The sequence below is a fragment of the Haloplanus sp. GDY1 genome, from assembly GCF_023703775.1.
Taxonomy (GTDB): Archaea; Halobacteriota; Halobacteria; order Halobacteriales; family Haloferacaceae; genus Haloplanus; species Haloplanus halophilus.
This window is the reverse complement of record NZ_CP098514.1, coordinates 2816060-2831535: the sequence shown is the minus strand read 5'-3', so window position 1 is coordinate 2831535 and position 15476 is coordinate 2816060. Positions and strand designations below refer to the sequence as shown.

Below are 15476 nucleotides of genomic sequence, written 5' to 3'. Positions count from 1 at the left end.
CGGGCGAGGACTCGGTGCCATGTCGCGGGCACCCGAAACCGACGACGAGCGTGTCGATCCCGACTCGCTGGTCGACGCCGGCGCGGTCGACGACCTGCTCGGCGTGACCCCTGCGGACGTCGGCCCGGCGCCCGAACTCACCTTCGCCCGGAACGTCTTCCTCCCGCTCACCACGGCCTGTCGGTACACCTGCACCTACTGTTCCTTCTACGACGTCCCCGGCGAGGCGACGCTGATGAGCCCCGAGACGGTCCGCGAGCAGCTCCGCTTCGGCGCCGCGGCCGGCTGCACCGAGGCGCTCTTTACGTTCGGTGACGCGCCCGACGAGCGGTACACGGCGGTTCACGACCGGCTCGACGACTGGGGGTACGACACCGTCCTCGACTACCTCCACGACGCCTGCGAGATGGCGCTCTCGGAGGGGCTACTCCCCCACAGCAACCCCGGCGACCTTCGCTACGAGGAACTGGACCGACTGGCCGAGGTCAACGCCAGCATGGGCGTGATGCTGGAGACGACGGCGGACGTGAGCGCCCACGCGGGGAGCCGGCGGAAGACCCCCGAGCGCCGACTGGGGACGATCCGGGCGGCCGGCGAGGCGTCGGTGCCCTTCACGACCGGCATCCTCGTCGGCATCGGCGAGTCGCGGCGCGACCGGGCCGAGAGCCTGCTGGCGATAGCCGACCTCCACGACCGCTACGACCACGTCCAGGAGGTGATCGTCCAGCCGGTCGTCCCCAACGAGCGCTCGGACTTCGACCGCCCGGACGTCGGGACGTTGCGCGAGACGGTGGCGATGGCGCGGGTCGCGCTGCCGGCGACGGTGTCGGTGCAGGTGCCGCCGAACCTCGCGCCGACCCGCGAGTTGCTCGACTGCGGCGTCGACGACCTGGGGGGCGTCTCGCCGGTGACGGACGACTACATCAATCCCGATCACGCGTGGCCGGCGGTCGAGGAACTGGAGGCCCTCGCGGACGCCGCGGGGGTGCCGCTCAGGGAGCGGTTGCCGACCCACGGCCGGTACCTGCCGTCGGCACACCGGCCGGCGGGGGTCGAGGCCGCCCCCGGAACGTGGCTCCGGCCGGCGATCCGTGACGCCCTGGCGGCCGACGACGACGCCGGCCGCCGCTACCGCGCCCTACAGTAACCGCTCCTCCACCGCGGGCAGGCGCTTGCGGACGAGGGTGTAGGCGCCGCCGACGGCGATGAACGCGAGGGCGACGCGCCGGACCGTCGGGCCGAAGGCGAACAGGCCGGGCGCGAGACAGACGACGGTGAGCAGGTAGTCCTCGGGCGCGCCGTCGTAGCGCACCCAGTAGCGCGGCGCGAGCCACCGACTCCGGGAGTGGAGGTAGACGGCCTGCGTGGAGGTGCGCTCCCACGGCCGGAGTTCCGTCCCCGCGCCGAAGGCGTCGCTCACGGAGTGGACGGCCGCCGAGAGGAGGAAGAAGGCGACGGCGACGGTTGCGACGCCGGGCGCGAGGGCGGCGGCGACGAGGGCCGGGAGGGCGCCGAGCCAGTAGTAGTCGGGGAAGTGGAGCGTCTTGCGGTGGACGCCGGCAACCAGGTCGAGGTCCGGGAAGACGCCGCCGGCCATCGCGGCGAGGGCGGCGACCGGCGCCAGGTCCGGCGCGACGACGGTGAGGGGAACGGCGAGGAGGAGGCCGACGGCCGCGTGGGTCGTCGCCATCATGTCAGTCGTCCGCCGGAGTGGGGGTGGAGCCGTCGAGCAGCGGCGTCCCGTCGGCCCGGGGGCCGAGACGGGGGCCGTGGGGGTCGTCGTCCGGGTCGACGGGCCGCCGGCGCTCGTAGTCCGTCGAGCGCTCGACCGGCCGGCGGCCGACCGCCGTCACCATGTCGACGTAGTCCGCGACCGACCGGAACTCGCCGTAGTCGCCGCCGGCGCGCTTGGTTATCTCCTCGGAGAGGAGCGTCCCCATGAAGTCGTTGGCGCCACAGGAGAGCGTCTTCAGCGACTTCTCGTCGCCGAACTTCACCCACGAGGTCTGGACGTTCTCGACGTTGTCGAGGAAGAGCCGGGAGACCGCGATCATGAGTTCGTCCTCGGCGTCGGTGGCGCCGCCGTCGACCAGCCCACGCTCGTACAGCGGGGTCCGCTGGTGGACGAAGGAGAGCGGGACGAACTCGGTGATCCCGCCGGTGCGGTCCTGCAGGTCGCGCACCCGCTTCAGGTGCATGACGCGGTGCATCTCGTTCTCGACGTGGCCGTACATGATCGTCGCGGTGACGGGGAGCCCCGCGGCGATGGCCCCCTCCATCGCGTCGATCCACTCCCCCGTCTCCATCTTCCCCGGGCAGATGACCTCGCGCACCTCGTCGACGAGGATCTCCGCGGCGGTGCCGGGCGCGCTGTCGAGGCCCGCCTCGCGGAGGCGGCGGTAGACCGCCTCGTAGGACCAGTCCGTGCCGCGGCGGGCGTGGTAGGCCTCCTCGGGCGTCATCGAGTGGACGTGGACGCCGTCGACGGACATGGCGCGGATCTGCTCGGCGTAGGTGCCCGGCGACGTGGTGTAGGCCTCGGGCGGGCGGTAGTTCACGCGCTCGGGGTTCTCGACCGCCTCCAGCAGTTCGCGGTGGTCGGCGTCGAGCGCGAAGGCGGGGTGGAGGCCGCTGACCGAGCACACCTCGGAGATGCCCCGCTCGACCGCCGCGGCGACGGCCTCGCGGGACTCCGCGGGCGTCTTGGTGAAGCCGCCGTGGTCGTCGGGGGCGTCGGCCTCGAACGCCGACGCGCGGTCCTTGAAGTTGCAGAACCGACAGCCGGTGTCACACGCCGTCGTGACGTTGTTGTTGAGGTTGGCGACGAACGTCACGTCGTCGCCGACGACGTCGGCGCGCCGGCGGTCCGCGGCCTCCAGGACCGCCTCCTTCCGGACGGGGTCGATCCCCGATCGGTCGGTGCCGGTCGTCAGGAGTTCCACCCCGTCGGCGACGGTGAGGCGGCGGCCGTCCCGGGCCTTCGCCAGCGCGTTCTCGAAGTGCTGGTCGGTCTCGGGGACGTGTTCGAACCCCTCGACCGCCGCGGTGGACGGGTCGCTCATCGTCGGAGGTCAGACGCCCGAGGCTAATAGGGGTTGTCGTCACGGAACCGGGATTCGGGGACGGGGACGGGGACGGGGACGGGAGCGGGAGCGAGAGCGAGAGCGAGCGCGGGAGCGAGAGGGACGGACGCCAGGGCGCCGAGGGCGAAGGCGCGACAGGGACGAGGGGCGAGCGACGGATGCCGCATGTCAAAAGACCCATACCGGTCGGGGTCGACACCTCGCACATGCACTCGCGGGTCCGCGATTGGCTCGACGGCGCCTACGAGCGACTCCTCCGTCGCGACATCGACGGCGGGCCCGACCACGTCGCCATCATCATGGACGGCAACCGGCGATACGCCCGCGAACGCGGCGACGAGACGGTCGCCGGCCACCGCGAAGGCACCCGAACGACCGAGCAGGTGCTGGAGTGGTGTCACGACCTCGGCGTCGAGGAACTCACGCTCTACGCCTTCTCGACGGAGAACTTCGACCGGCCGCGGGAGGAGCGGGAACACCTGTTCGACCTCATCGAGTCGAAGCTTCGGGAGTTCGCCGACGCCGACGGCGTCCACGAGAACGAGGTGTGCATCCGCGCCATCGGCGAGGTGGAGCGCCTGCCCGAACGGGTCCGCGACGCCGTCGCCTACGCCGAGCGCCGGACGGAGTCGTACGACCGGTTCCAGTTGAACGTCGCGGTGGCGTACGGCGGGCGGGCGGAACTGCTCGGCGCCGCCCGCGACACCCTGGAGGCGGTGGCCGACGGCCGTCTCGACCCCGCCGACGTCGACGTCGCGGAGATCGACCGCCGGCTGTACGCCCGGCCCGTCCGCGACGTCGACCTGATCGTGCGCACGGGCGGCGCCGAGCGGACGAGCAACTTCCTCCCGTGGCACGCCAACGGCAACGAGGCGGCCGTCTTCTTCTGTGCGCCCTACTGGCCCGAGTTCTCGAAGGTGGACTTCCTTCGGGCGATCCGGACCTACGAGTCCCGGGAGGCGTCGTGGCGACACACCCGAACCGAGCGGGCGGTGGCGCTGGTTCGGGCCGTCGCGGGGTCGTCGCTGGTCGAGACCCGCGACGTCGTCGGTCGCCTCCGCGAGCAGTTGCCCCGCGGCGGCGCCGAGCAACTGGCGGCCGAACTCGACCGGCAGGACCGCACCGCCGAGTAGGCCCCGGCAGGGACCTTTGTACCCTCCAGGCGTGAGTGACCCGTATGCACGTCCTCGCACCGGCGCTCGCACAGGTGACGACCACGCCACCCCCCGTCGTCGGACCGGAGGGACTCACCGACTACTGGCCCGTCCTCCGCCGCGGGGCGTGGTTTCTGGCCGGCTTCGTCGCCGTCGTCCTCGTCGGCTGGTTCGTCGTCGAACCCCTCGTGGCGCGGTTCGTCCGCCGTCGGAACCGGAACAACCCGACGCTCAGGGAGGCCGTCAGGCGGTACGTCCGCCTGGTCGTCCTCGTGGTCGCCTTCTTCGTCGCCGCGGGGACGGCGGGGTACGGCGACCTGGTCGGCGACTCGGCGCTCGTCATCGCCGCCGGGACGCTCGCCATCGGGGTGGCCGGCCAGACGGTCATCGGCTCCATCGTCAGCGGCCTCGTCCTCGTCGCCGACCCCGAGTTCAACGTCGGCAACTACATCGAGTGGACGGACGGCGAGGGAACCGTCCAGTCCATCACCCTCCGGGTGACCCGCGTCCTGACGCCGGACGGCGAACTCATCACGGTTCCCAATACGGTCCTCACGGGACAGGCGATCACCCGCCCGTACGGTCGGAAGCGCCGCCGCATCGTCGACCACGTCGGCGTCGCGTACGAGGCGGACGTGAGCGACGCCCTCGACACCCTCACCGAGGCGACGGCCGCCGTCGAGGACATCGTCGCCGAGCCGACGCCGAAGGCCTACGTCGACGAGTTCGGCGGCGACGCGGTCGTCTGTCGCGTCCACTACTGGATCGAGGACCCGCGACGACAGGACGTCTTCGCCGTCCGGTCCGCCTACGCCCGCGAGGCGAAGGCCCGCCTTGACGCCGCCGGCATCACGATCAGCCCCGCCTCGAAGCGGGAACTGCAGGGACGGATCGACGTCGACGACGCGGGCGAGGGCGACGGCTAGCGGGCGACCGTCGCGAGCAGCAGCCGCTTGATCCCCCGTCGGAGCAGGCCACCGGCCGCCGGTTGCGAGATGTCGAGGGCCGCCGCCACCTCGCCCAGCGTGACCTCGCGGGGCTCCTCGAAGTAGCCGGCGTCGAGTGCGGTCAGCAGCGCCTCCCGCTGTGCGGCGGTGAGGTCGGCCGCGGCGTCGGCGGCGCCGTCGACCGCATCGACCCCGTCGGCGATCCGGCGCAGGCGGACGTCGACGCCGTGATCCTCCGCGAACGCCCAGATCCGCGCCAGTCGCTCCCGGTCCGGGAGCCAGACGGTCATCGTCCACCCGGTGCCGTCGTTCTCGATGTCGAGGGCGAGGCCGTCGGCCCGGGTGAGTTCCGGCGAGAACAGGATGGCCCGCGAGGTGTAGGCGACGCGGTAGAGCACCTCGTCGCCGAGGCGGGTGACCCGCGCGAACGTCTCGACGGTCGGATCGGCGTCGAGCGCCTCTTCGAAGCGCTCGAAGTCGGCCGACTGGACGACGAAGTGGTGGTCGTCCGACTCGGCGTCGGTGCCCGCCTCCCGGACGGGGTGGATCGTCGCGCTCGGGTCCGCGGCGACGGTTTCGGTCAGCGCGAGGTCCGGATGCTCCACCCGGAGGACGGCCGTCAGACCGCCCATCAGCCGATCACCCCCGATCCCAGCCGGTCGCACAGCGTCCGCTCGACGGCCGGCGAGGCGACGACGACGCTCGCGAGGATCAGGAGGCCGCCGCCGAGGACCGACGCCGTGAGCGGTTCGCCGAGGAGCGCGACGCCGAGGACGACGGTGGTCAGCGGCTCGCTCGTACTCACGATGCTGGCCGTGCTCGCCGGGATCCGCGCCAGCCCGGCGGTGAACAGCACCATCGGCAGGAGCGTCCCGACGAGGGTGATGCCGGCGATCAGGAGCCAGTCGGCCCTCGTCGCCGGCGCCGCGAGCGAGCCCGTGACGACGCCGTAGCCGAGGACGACGACGGTCACGCCGAGGAACACGTGGGCCGTGTGGACGAGCGGCGACACCGTCTCGACCACGACCCGGGTGGCCGTCGAGTAGACGGTGTAGGCGAGCGACGCCACCCCGACAAGCGCCAGCCCCGCGACGGCGACGCGCACCCCGTCGCCGCCGGTGGCGGCCACCAACGCGACGCCACCGAGCGCCGACAGCAGGGCGACGGCCTTCGGGACCGTCACCGGTTCGTCGAGGACGGCCGCCGAGACGAGCGTCACCTGCACCGGGTAGGTGAAGAGAACGAGGGCGGCGACGCCCGCGGAGAGCCACGCCAGGCTCTCGAAGTAGGCGACGGACATCACCCCGTAGACCAGCCCGAGGCCGAGTTCGACGGCGAGCGTCCGGCCGCCGAGACGGGCCGACCCCGGCCGCCGGGCGAGATACCCCCAGAGGATCGCCGTGGCGGCGAGAAACCGGACGCCGAGCAGCGTCGCCGTCGAGAGCCCGACGAGACGCGCCGCCTCGCCGAAGATCCCCAGCGTCCCGAACAGGGCCGCGCCGGCGACGACGAGCGCGACGCCGGCACCCTCCGCCGGGTCCGCGATCCGACCGTCCATACCCACACCAGTCGGTCCGGGGACAACTACCTGCCGGATATGCATATAACACGCTTAAGTGGGAGCCTCGCGGCGCCGGCGTTCGGACTACCGTCCGAACCGGCGCTGGCGGTTCTGGTAATCGAGTACGGCCCGGAGGTAGTCGCGCTTGCGCACGTCGCGCCAGTTCACGTCCGTGAAGTAGAGTTCCGAGTAGACGGACTGCCAGATCATGAAATCGGAGAGGCGCTCGGCGCCCGTCTTGACCAGCAGGTCGGGTTCGTCGGGGAACACGAGGCGGCGCTCGACGTCGGCCTCGTCGACGTCCGCGGGGTCGAGGCGGCCGGCGTCCACCTCCTCGGCCAGCGAGCGGACGGCGGCGGCGAACTCCCCCTTGCCGCCGAGGCCGACGTTCATCTGCACGGGCGCCTCGGCGGGTTCGGTGTCGTCGGGGGCCCGGACGGCGACGGGTCGGGGCGCGTCGACCGAGCGGAGTTCGCGCTCCAGCGTCGGCACCACCGCCTCGTCGAGGACGCTCACGCTCACGGTGACGCGCTCGGCGCCGTACTCGAAGGCCCAGCGGAGGACGCGTTCGAGGCGGTCGTACGCCCCCTGTTCCAGCAGGTCGCGCTCGGTGAGCACGAGGGCGACGTGGCCGGGGGGGTCGCCGTCGTGGGTTCGCTGTCTGAGCGCGAGATAGCGGTCGTACAGTCCCACGGCGGAACCAGGATCCGACGGCGCAAAAGCCCACGGATTCGGCGGACTGGCCGACGCCAGCGGGGCGTGTCGGGAGCGTTAAGTGGCCGTCGGGGATACCGGAGGGTGTGACGTCCACCCTTCGGCGGGCAGGAGGGTTCGCGGCCGTCGGGACGCTCTCGCTCGCCGCCCCCGAACTGGGGCGTGCGGCCGCCGCCCCCTTCGCCATCGTGGCGCTCCTCGCCGCGTTCGTCGTGGACGAGGGGCCGGTGTTCGAACTCTTCGCCCGGCCACAGGACCGTCGGGACGGCCGGCTCAACGGCCTGGCGGGCTTCGCGCTCGCGGCGACCGGACTCGCCATCCTGTCGACGGCACCCCGGGAGTCGATGCCAACGGGCGTCTTCGTCGCCGCCGTCCTCGTCGTCGCCTACGGCAAGGTGGGGGCTCGCGCCGTCGAGCGGGTGGACAGCGATCCGGCGCGCTCGGCCGCGGGCTTCGGCCTCGCCGCCTTTCTGGCGGCGCTCGCGGGGCAACTGATCGTCGGGTGGAACCTCGGAACGACCCCGTCGCTGCCCGCCGCCATCTTCCTCGCCGCGGCCGGCGCGCTCGTGGCGGCGCTCCTGCGCTCGATGCTCTACGAGCGCGACGACCCGCTGGTGATGCTCTCGACCGGCCTCCTGCTGTGGCTGTTCGACGCCATCGGCGTGACCGCGGGCCTCACGGAGGTGGGCGTCGCCCTCGCCGTGACCGTCGCCCTCGGCTACCTCTCCTATCGCACCGGCACCGCCTCCGTGCCCGGGATGGTGACCGGCGTGTTGCTCGCCCTCCTCACCATCGTCTTCGGCGGCGTCGGGTGGTTCGCGATCCTCATCGCCTTCTTCGGCATCGGCGGCCTCTCCGCGAAGTACCGCTACGAGGAGAAACGACAGCGGGGCGTCGCCGAGGACAACGAGGGCGCCCGAGGCAGCGGGAACGTCCTCGGCAACGCCGCCGTCGCGCTCGTGGCCGTCATCGGCTTCGCCGCCAGCGGCAGCGTGTCCATGAACCCCGACCTCTTTCGGTTCGCCTTCACCGGCTCCCTCGCCGCCGCCATGAGCGACACGCTCTCCAGCGAAATCGGCGTGCTGTTCGGCGAACCGCGACTCATCACGACCCTGAAGCGGGTCGACCCCGGCACCGACGGCGGGGTGACCTGGCAGGGGTACGTCGTCGGCGTCGTCGGCGCCGCCGTCGTCTCGGGGGTCGCCGTCGGCTTCTTCGCGTTCGATGCGCCCCGACTCGCCGCCCTCGCCGTCGTCTGTGGCGGCGTCGCCGGCATGACCGTCGACAGCCTCCTCGGGGCGACGCTCGAAGGGGGCCGGATCGGGAACCAGACGGTCAACTTCCTCGGCACCCTCGCCGGCGCCGTCGTGAGCGCCGGCCTCGCCCTCTTGCTGTGATCCGCGCCGCACGGCCGGACGACGCCGCCGCGCTCGCCCGCCTCCAGTCGCACCTCCGCGAGCCGAGTCCCGGGTTGCTGGACGGCGCGCTCGCCGACGGCGAACTCTCGCCGGCGACGGCGCTGGTCGCGACGGCCGAGGGGAGCGACGACCCCGTGGGCTACCTGCTCGCCGTGCCCGGCGACGGGACGACCTACGTGGCGGAACTGGTCGTCGACCCGGACCACCGGCGGGAGGGGAGAGCGACGGCGCTGCTGTCGGCGTGTGCGACCGACGCGGAGCGGGTGACGGTCACCGTCGCCCCCGACAACGAGGCGGCGCGGTCGCTGTACCGGCGCCGGGGCTTCGAGGAGGTGCGTCGTCTCCCGGAGTTCTTCGAGGACGGGGCGGCGATACTGTACCGGCGGTAGGTGTGGAGGGCGCGACAGTACCGCCGTCGGTCGGCGGTCGGCGAGTGACGGCGCGACCGTACCGCCGTCACTCGGCGGTCGCCAGCTGGTCGACCGTCCGCACCCGCACGTCGACTGGCGTCTTGACCATCTCCCCCGACGACCGGGCGACGACGTGTTCGACGCCGCGCTGGGCGGCCACGTCGAGCAATCGCTGGGTGAGTTCGCCGTCGATGACCACCGCGTACGGCGCCGTCTCGGCCCCGGAAATCGCGTCGAAGGCGTCGTCCGCGGGCACCGTCCCCGTGGCCGCGAAGTCGTCGTCGAGGAGGCGTGCCGACCCCGTCTCGTCGTCGATCACCGCACGGACGTGGCCGCGGAGCGTCGACGGTTCGTCGCGGGACCCCTGGGTGGCGGTCCCGTCGTCGGGTCCGGTGGCCTCGTCGGGTCCAGTGGCCTCGTCGGGTCCGGTGGCCTCGTCGTCCTCCCGCCCCTCGTCGGCGGGGGCGTCGGCGTCCGACCCGCCAGTTCCGGCTCCGTCGGCATCCGACCCGTCGCCACCGGCCTCGGAGCGGGACGTCTCGGCGACGGACGAGGCGGCGGCGACCGAGACGGCGGCGGTCGGGACCGACTCGGCCTGGTCCTCGACCGCGGCGGGCGCCGGCGGGCTCTCGTCCCCCTCGAAGAGGTCGCCGTAAGGCGTCTTGTCGCGGAGCGCCGACATGACTTCGTGGCGGTCGAGGTCCTCGACCGACTGCCCCTCCGGCGCGAAGACGACGTAGTCGACGTCGCCAACCTGGGCGAGTTCGCGCAGGATGAGTTCGCCGCCCCGGTCGCCGTCGAGGAAGGCCGTGACGGTCCGCTCTTCGGTCAGGTCCGCCACCGCGTCGGGGACGTTGGTCCCCTCGACGGCGACGGCGTTCTTGACCCCGTACTGGAGGAGCGTGAGCACGTCCGCCCGGCCCTCGACGACGATGACGGCGTCGGCGTCGTCGACCCGCGGGCCGGCGGGGAGGCCGCGATACTCGGTGATGTCGTCGATGCGGACGCTCTCGCGGACCTCCTCCAGGATCTTCGAGGAGTCCATGACGCTCTCGTCGAACGACCCCGCGAGCAGTTCCTTGGCGCGGTCGATGACCTTCCGGCGCTTGGCCTCGCGGACGTCCTCGATGTTCGTCACCTCGACGGAGGCCTGACACGGGCCGACGCGGTCGATGGTCTCCAGCGACGCCGCGAGGATGGCCGTCTCCACCTTGTCGAGGCTGCTGGCGATGGTGATTCGGCCGAACGATTGGCCGTTCTCGCTGTCGATTTCGACGTCGATCCGGCCGACTTTCGACGACTGCTGGAGGTCGCGGAGGTCGAGTTCGTCGCCGAGCAGCCCCTCGGTCTGCCCGAAGACGGCGCCGACGACGTCGCTCCGCTCGACCACGCCGTCGGCCGCGATCGATGCGTGAATGAGGTATTTTGCTGTGTCGTCCATTGATGATCCCCTCTGGGGGGTGATGATGGTGATGATGACGACATGGGGCGACCCATGTACGCCTATATACTTTTCGGGCAGGCGGGAAATACCTGTCGTACTCCGGGTCCCCGCCGGACGGCCGCTTCCGCCGCGATTCGGGGGATACATACCCGAACCGACGCACGTGTTCGCGTATGCGACGCCCGTGGGACCGGCTCTCCGACGCGCTTCCCCTCCCCGTGACCGCCGTCGCCGGGATGAGCGTCGTCGTCGGGGCGAACCTCCTCCCGCTCGTCGGCGTCGTGGCCTGGGGCTGGGACCTCACGTCGCTCCTGCTCGTCTACTGGGTGGAGGCGCTCGCGACGGTCGTGATGGCCGCAGTGAAGGCGCTGTTCGCCGAGCGCGGCTCGCCGGGCGTCCCCGGGTCGCTCGAACCGCTACACGAACTCCGCGAGAAGCGCGGCGGCTGGCGGCCGCGGGCGGGGTGGCCGCCGATCTACCCCCGAAACGTCCCGTTCGCGCTCTCGGTCGTCGGGTTCTGGGCCGTGACCGCGCTCCCGCTGACGCTTCTCTACCTGGGAACGGCGGGGCCGAGCGTCGCGCTCTCGCTCGATCTCCTCTTGGGGATCGGTGCCCTGGTGGTCGCGCAGGTCCGGGACTTCCGCGTCGAGTACGTCGGCGGCCGGGAGTACGCGACGGCGTCGGCACAGGAGTTGCTGCGAACGCCGGCACAGCTCGGGGTGGTGGTCCTCTCGGTCGGCCTCCTCGCCGTCGACGGCCGCGCCGGCGGGGTCGCCCTCCTCCTCGGGGTCGTCGTCGCGAAGGCCGGCGCGTCGGCGTATCGCTTCTACGCCGACCACGTCGGGCGGCCGATCCTCCGACTCGGGGAGCGATTCGCCGTCGACGCGAGCGAGCCGCCGCCCGAACTCGACGTTCCGGACGCGCCGGTCCGGGGACGGGTGACCGTCGACGCGCGGTCGGTCCTGCTGTGGAGCGTCCCGGCCATCGCCTTCGGCTTCGCGACCCGGTTCGGCCTCGGCGCGCTCGCCCTGCTCGGGATCGCGGCGCTCGCGGGGCGGCCGGTCTGGATCGCCGCCGGCTGTCTCGCGGTTCTCGGGGTCGTCGTCGGGCGCGTCCTCACGGTTTACTTCAGATACGGGACCGTCGAGTACCGGCGCCGCGGCGACGACCTGGTGGCGTACGACGCGCTGCTCGACGCGCCGCAGTGGATCGTGCCGGTCGAGCCGTCGACGGAGTTCTCGGTGAAAAACGCCATCGTCGACCGGCTCCGCGGCACCGACACGCTCACGGTCGCGGACGTGGCGTCGGCCGACGGTCGGGACGTCCAGATCGGCCCCGTGGCCGACGCCGACGAGGCCATCGAGACGCTCGACCTCCCGGTCGAGCGGACCGACCGCCCGGAGCGCGATCCGGCAGCCATCGTCGCTGCCTCGCTCCTGGCGCTCGCCTTCCTCGCCGTTCCCGCCGGACTCGTGCTCGCGCCGCAGGTCGACGCGGCCACGGCCGCCGGCGTCGGGGTCGCGGTCGGCCCGTTTCTCCTGCTGCCGGTCGGCGTCCTGGTGTGGGCGGCGCTCTCGCGGATCTGAGGTTCGGATCGTGAGGCCGTCGGCGTCGACCCGAAGCGGTCCCGGTGCCCCGCGGCTCGCGGGCCACCGGGACGCGTACCGTTATGTCGCCCTCCGCCGTAGCGCCGACATGGCACACGTCGAGCGACTGCGGCGGTATCCGATCAAGGGACTGGACGGCGCGGACGCCGAGTCGGTCCGGATCACGGCGGCCGGCACCGTCGCCGGCGACCGCGAGTACGCCATGTGTGACCCGACCGCCGACGCCATCGAGACGGGCGATGACGTACGGACGCTCGCCTACAACGGCAAGCAGACCGACCGCGTCCACGACGTGCGGACCCGCCTCGACGACGGAACGCTGACCGTCGAGACGGACGACGACAGCCGGGCGTTCGACCTCTCGACCGACGCGGGACGGGCCGCCGCCAGCGAGTGGTTCTCCGGGTTCGTCGGCGATCCCGTCGAACTCCGCCGCCGCGAACCGCCGGCGTTCGTCGACCGACCCGACGCCGGCCCGTCGGTCGTCAGCACGGCGACCCTGGAGGCGGTGGCGTCGTGGTTCGAGGACGTGACCGTCGAGGGCGCGCGCCGCCGCCTCCGAGCCAACGTGGAGGTGGGGGGCGTCCCCGCGTTCTGGGAGGACCGCTTCGTCGGCGAGGACGCCCCCGGATTCGTCGTCGGGTCGGGCGACGACGCGGTTCGATTCGAGGGCGCCGAGCCCTGTGCGCGGTGTGTCGTCCCCAGTCGCGACCCCGAGACGGGCGAGCCGCTGGAGGGGTTCCGCGAGCGGTTCGTCGAGCGCCGGGCGGCCACCTTCCCGGAGTGGGCCGACCCCGAGGCGTTCCCCCACAACTACACGGTCATGCTCATCGCGCGGGTGCCCGAGGCGAGTCGGGGGCGGACGGTTTCGGTGGGCGACGAGGTCCGGGTGCCCGAACGGGACCGGGAGCAGTGATCGGGGACCCCGACGGTCATCCCTCGATCACCCGGCGGAGCGCGTCCCGGAGGTAGACGATGTCGTCGTACCGCTCCGCTCGCTCCGTCGCCAGCGCCGTGCGGAGGACGTCGTCGAGTTCGGACGGAACGGGGGCCACCTCGCTCGGGGGCGCCGGTGGCCCCTCCGGGATCCGAGACGTCGCGCTGGAGGGCTCGTCCTCGAAGGGCGGTCGGCCGGTGAACAGGTCGTAGAACACGGCGCCGAGCTGGTAGATGTCGGTGATGTCGTCGGTCGGGCCGTAGTCGTCGTCGAACTGCTCGGGGGCGGCGTAGGTGGGGGAGAGCCCCGCCGGGCTCGTGGATCGATCGAGCAGCCGTTTCGAGAGGCCCCAGTCGGCCACCTTCGGGGCGTCCCACGCGCCGTCGACCCGCCGGAACAGGACGTTGTCCGGTTTCAGATCCAGGTGGGCGACCCCGTGGCGGTGGGCGTGCCGAACGCCCCGCGTCACCGCGAGCGCCGTCCACGCCTTCTGGGGGAGGTCCATGTCCGCGGCGCGGTCGCCGAGGTGGCCGCCGTCCATGTACTCCATCGCGATCCAGGGGACGGGGTCGGCGCCGTAGTCGACGACGTCCACCACGTGGTCGTGATCGTCGAGTTTCGCCCACGTCTCGGCCTCGTCCAGCAGGCGCTCGACCGTCTCGGTGTGGATCGTCCCGCTCGTCCGCGGTCGCTTGATCGCCACCGTCACCGACTCCGCGGACGTGGTCACCGTCGCCTCCAGCACGACCGCGTTGCCGCCGGTCCCGATGTGACGCTCGTCGATCACGCGGTCCCGGCTGACGGCCACGTCGGGAGCGGACGGGATCTCGTCGCCGTCCGGGCGGGCCGCGGCGACGCGATCCGGGTCGATCCGGCGGGGCAGGTCGGCCTCCCGCAGGATCGATTCGAGGGCGTCGTGTGCCGGATGCGACGGATCGGCCCGGTCGAACAGATCCCGGACGGCACCGGGGCGGGCCGCGGCGACGGTCGCGAGGCAGGACCGGGCCATCTCACGGGCGTCCGCGAAGTCGTCGCCGAGGAGCGGAACGAGCGACTCCAGGTGGGGGACGACCGGGTCCACGGTCGACTCCGCGAGCGTCGCGAGCGTCCCGGCCGCGAAGTATCGCGTGTGCTGGTTCTCGTCGCGGAGACGGGAGGCGAGCGCCCCCGGATACTCGGCGATCCGCTCCGGATCGACCTCCGAAACCGCGCCGAACGCGTAGGTCGCGTAGTTGCGGATCGTCTCGTCGTCGTCGCCGAGGCGAGGGGCGAGCGCGTCTACGTGGGGCGCGACCGCCCCGGCGTCGGCCTTCGCGGCCTGCTTGAACGCGAACGCCGCGTGGTGACGGGTCGTCCCGTCGTCGTCGCCGAGGCGGGGCGCCAGCGCGTCGAGGTGGGGGACGACCGCCCCGGCGTCGACCTTCGAGACCTCCTTGAACGCGAACGCCGCGTAGTTCCGGGTCGCCGCTCGGCCGTCCCCGAGAGCGGGTTCGAGCGCCGCCAGGTAGCCGCCCACCGCCTCGGCGTCGGCCTTCGAGACCTCCTTGAACGCGAACGCCGCACAGTCGCGTGTCTTCGGGTCCTCGTCCTGGAGGCGGGGTGCGAGCGAATCCAGGAACTCCGCGACTCGCTCGGGGTCGACGGTGGCCACCCCGGAGAACGCGAAGGTCGCGTAGTTGCGGGTCCGTTCGTTGTCGTCGGCGAGACAGGGACCCAGCGCCTCCAGATACGGTCCGACTCGTTCCGGGACGGCCGCCGCGACTTCCATGAACGCGTCGGCCGCGCAGTTCCGGGTCTCCCCCACGCCGTCCCGGAGGCGCGGTTCGAGCGCGCCGAGATATCGGCCCACCGTCTCGGGATCGACCGTCGCGGCGCGCTTGAACGCGAAGGTCGCGTAGTTGCGCGTGTGGTCGTTCCGGTCGCGGAGACACGGCACGAGGGCGTCCAGAAGGTCGACGACCCGCTCCGCGTCCGCCTCCGCGACGCGGGCGAGGGCGTGTGCGACCGCGTTGCGTATCTCCCCGTCGTCCGCGGACAGCCCCGTCCGCACCGTGTCGAGGGCCACCGATTCCGGCTCGCGCTCGGCGCGGCGCCGCAGGGCCTCCGCTCGCTCTCGGTCCATCGCCACGACCGTACGGACGAGTGACACTAAGACCTACCGCGGGCGGGGTCGGCGTCCGGCACGGAAACTGGCCTTTTTA

Annotated in this window: 14 protein-coding genes; 7 read left to right on the top strand and 7 right to left on the bottom strand. The window is 72.4% G+C overall.

All coding sequences use genetic code 11. The annotated features are described in order from the left end of the window. Positions 1-19: 19 nt before the first annotated feature. The gene (gene cofG / locus NBT67_RS15140; RefSeq protein WP_251342598.1) at positions 20-1147 is read left to right on the top strand and encodes a 7,8-didemethyl-8-hydroxy-5-deazariboflavin synthase subunit CofG; all 1128 of its coding nucleotides are present in this window, start codon (positions 20-22) and stop codon (positions 1145-1147) included. On the opposite strand, the gene NBT67_RS15135 is transcribed toward cofG, so the two are convergent. Both NBT67_RS15135 and cofH read right to left on the bottom strand, forming a co-directional pair. Further along, the gene (locus NBT67_RS15135) at positions 1139-1693 is read right to left on the bottom strand and encodes a metal-dependent hydrolase (protein WP_251342597.1); all 555 of its coding nucleotides are present in this window, start codon (positions 1691-1693) and stop codon (positions 1139-1141) included. The genes cofG and NBT67_RS15135 overlap by 9 nt on opposite strands. Position 1694: 1 nt before the next feature. Then, positions 1695-3062 carry a 7,8-didemethyl-8-hydroxy-5-deazariboflavin synthase subunit CofH gene (cofH, locus tag NBT67_RS15130; RefSeq protein WP_251342596.1) on the bottom strand — a complete coding sequence of 456 codons (1368 nt, stop codon included), beginning with the start codon at positions 3060-3062 and terminating at the stop codon, positions 1695-1697. A gap of 227 nt (positions 3063-3289) precedes the next feature. Here cofH and uppS point away from each other — a divergent pair, with 227 nt between their 5' ends. Together uppS and NBT67_RS15120 are read left to right on the top strand one after the other, a co-directional pair. Next, positions 3290-4216: a polyprenyl diphosphate synthase gene (uppS, locus tag NBT67_RS15125; protein WP_251342595.1), complete on the top strand. Its 927-nt coding sequence runs from the start codon at positions 3290-3292 to the stop codon at positions 4214-4216. A gap of 44 nt (positions 4217-4260) precedes the next feature. Next, positions 4261-5163, top strand: coding sequence for a mechanosensitive ion channel family protein (locus NBT67_RS15120; RefSeq protein ID WP_251342594.1), 903 nt, complete (start codon positions 4261-4263; stop codon positions 5161-5163). Here the strand turns inward: NBT67_RS15120 and NBT67_RS15115 are convergent. The 3 genes from NBT67_RS15115 to NBT67_RS15105 all read right to left on the bottom strand — a co-directional run bounded on the left by NBT67_RS15115 (position 5160) and on the right by NBT67_RS15105 (position 7438). After that, entirely contained in the window at positions 5160-5816 is a 657-nt protein-coding gene (locus tag NBT67_RS15115; RefSeq protein ID WP_251342593.1) for a helix-turn-helix domain-containing protein, read from the bottom strand. The genes NBT67_RS15120 and NBT67_RS15115 overlap by 4 nt on opposite strands. Continuing rightward, positions 5816-6742: a DMT family transporter gene (locus NBT67_RS15110; RefSeq protein ID WP_251342592.1), complete on the bottom strand. Its 927-nt coding sequence runs from the start codon at positions 6740-6742 to the stop codon at positions 5816-5818. Before NBT67_RS15110 ends, NBT67_RS15115 begins: the two co-directional genes overlap by 1 nt. A gap of 87 nt (positions 6743-6829) precedes the next feature. Beyond that, positions 6830-7438 carry an undecaprenyl diphosphate synthase family protein gene (locus tag NBT67_RS15105; protein ID WP_251342591.1) on the bottom strand — a complete coding sequence of 203 codons (609 nt, stop codon included), beginning with the start codon at positions 7436-7438 and terminating at the stop codon, positions 6830-6832. A gap of 107 nt (positions 7439-7545) precedes the next feature. Between NBT67_RS15105 and NBT67_RS15100 the strand changes: the two genes are divergently transcribed. Together NBT67_RS15100 and NBT67_RS15095 are read left to right on the top strand one after the other, a co-directional pair. Continuing rightward, entirely contained in the window at positions 7546-8856 is a 1311-nt protein-coding gene (locus NBT67_RS15100) for a DUF92 domain-containing protein (protein ID WP_251342590.1), read from the top strand. Further along, a complete protein-coding gene (locus tag NBT67_RS15095) occupies positions 8853-9266 on the top strand; it encodes a GNAT family N-acetyltransferase (RefSeq protein ID WP_251342589.1) in 414 nt (137 codons plus the stop codon). The genes NBT67_RS15100 and NBT67_RS15095 overlap by 4 nt, the downstream gene beginning before the upstream one ends. A gap of 67 nt (positions 9267-9333) precedes the next feature. On the opposite strand, the gene dnaG is transcribed toward NBT67_RS15095, so the two are convergent. Continuing rightward, positions 9334-10728, bottom strand: a complete 1395-nt coding sequence (gene dnaG, locus NBT67_RS15090) for a DNA primase DnaG (protein WP_251342588.1) — start codon at positions 10726-10728, stop codon at positions 9334-9336. 176 nt (positions 10729-10904) lie between these two features. Here dnaG and NBT67_RS15085 point away from each other — a divergent pair, with 176 nt between their 5' ends. Continuing rightward, positions 10905-12317 carry a DUF6498-containing protein gene (locus NBT67_RS15085; RefSeq protein ID WP_251342587.1) on the top strand — a complete coding sequence of 471 codons (1413 nt, stop codon included), beginning with the start codon at positions 10905-10907 and terminating at the stop codon, positions 12315-12317. A 109-nt stretch (positions 12318-12426) separates the two neighbouring features. Beyond that, entirely contained in the window at positions 12427-13254 is an 828-nt protein-coding gene (locus NBT67_RS15080; RefSeq protein ID WP_251342586.1) for an MOSC domain-containing protein, read from the top strand. Positions 13255-13270: 16 nt separating this feature from the next. On the opposite strand, the gene NBT67_RS15075 is transcribed toward NBT67_RS15080, so the two are convergent. Next, the gene (locus NBT67_RS15075) at positions 13271-15397 is read right to left on the bottom strand and encodes a protein kinase domain-containing protein (RefSeq protein ID WP_251342585.1); all 2127 of its coding nucleotides are present in this window, start codon (positions 15395-15397) and stop codon (positions 13271-13273) included. Positions 15398-15476 lie beyond the last annotated feature (79 nt).

Excerpts from the sequence above, each read along its gene's own strand:
- cofG (WP_251342598.1), top strand. The coding sequence starts at position 20 with ATGTCGCGGGCACCCGAAACCGACGACGAGCGTGTCGATCCCGACTCG.
- NBT67_RS15135 (WP_251342597.1), bottom strand. The coding sequence starts at position 1,693 with ATGATGGCGACGACCCACGCGGCCGTCGGCCTCCTCCTCGCCGTTCCC.
- cofH (WP_251342596.1), bottom strand. The coding sequence starts at position 3,062 with ATGAGCGACCCGTCCACCGCGGCGGTCGAGGGGTTCGAACACGTCCCC.
- uppS (WP_251342595.1), top strand. The coding sequence starts at position 3,290 with ATGCACTCGCGGGTCCGCGATTGGCTCGACGGCGCCTACGAGCGACTC.
- NBT67_RS15120 (WP_251342594.1), top strand. The coding sequence starts at position 4,261 with ATGCACGTCCTCGCACCGGCGCTCGCACAGGTGACGACCACGCCACCC.
- NBT67_RS15115 (WP_251342593.1), bottom strand. The coding sequence starts at position 5,816 with ATGGGCGGTCTGACGGCCGTCCTCCGGGTGGAGCATCCGGACCTCGCG.
- NBT67_RS15110 (WP_251342592.1), bottom strand. The coding sequence starts at position 6,742 with ATGGACGGTCGGATCGCGGACCCGGCGGAGGGTGCCGGCGTCGCGCTC.
- dnaG (WP_251342588.1), bottom strand. The coding sequence starts at position 10,728 with ATGGACGACACAGCAAAATACCTCATTCACGCATCGATCGCGGCCGAC.
- NBT67_RS15085 (WP_251342587.1), top strand. The coding sequence starts at position 10,905 with ATGCGACGCCCGTGGGACCGGCTCTCCGACGCGCTTCCCCTCCCCGTG.
- NBT67_RS15080 (WP_251342586.1), top strand. The coding sequence starts at position 12,427 with ATGGCACACGTCGAGCGACTGCGGCGGTATCCGATCAAGGGACTGGAC.
- NBT67_RS15075 (WP_251342585.1), bottom strand. The coding sequence starts at position 15,397 with ATGGACCGAGAGCGAGCGGAGGCCCTGCGGCGCCGCGCCGAGCGCGAG.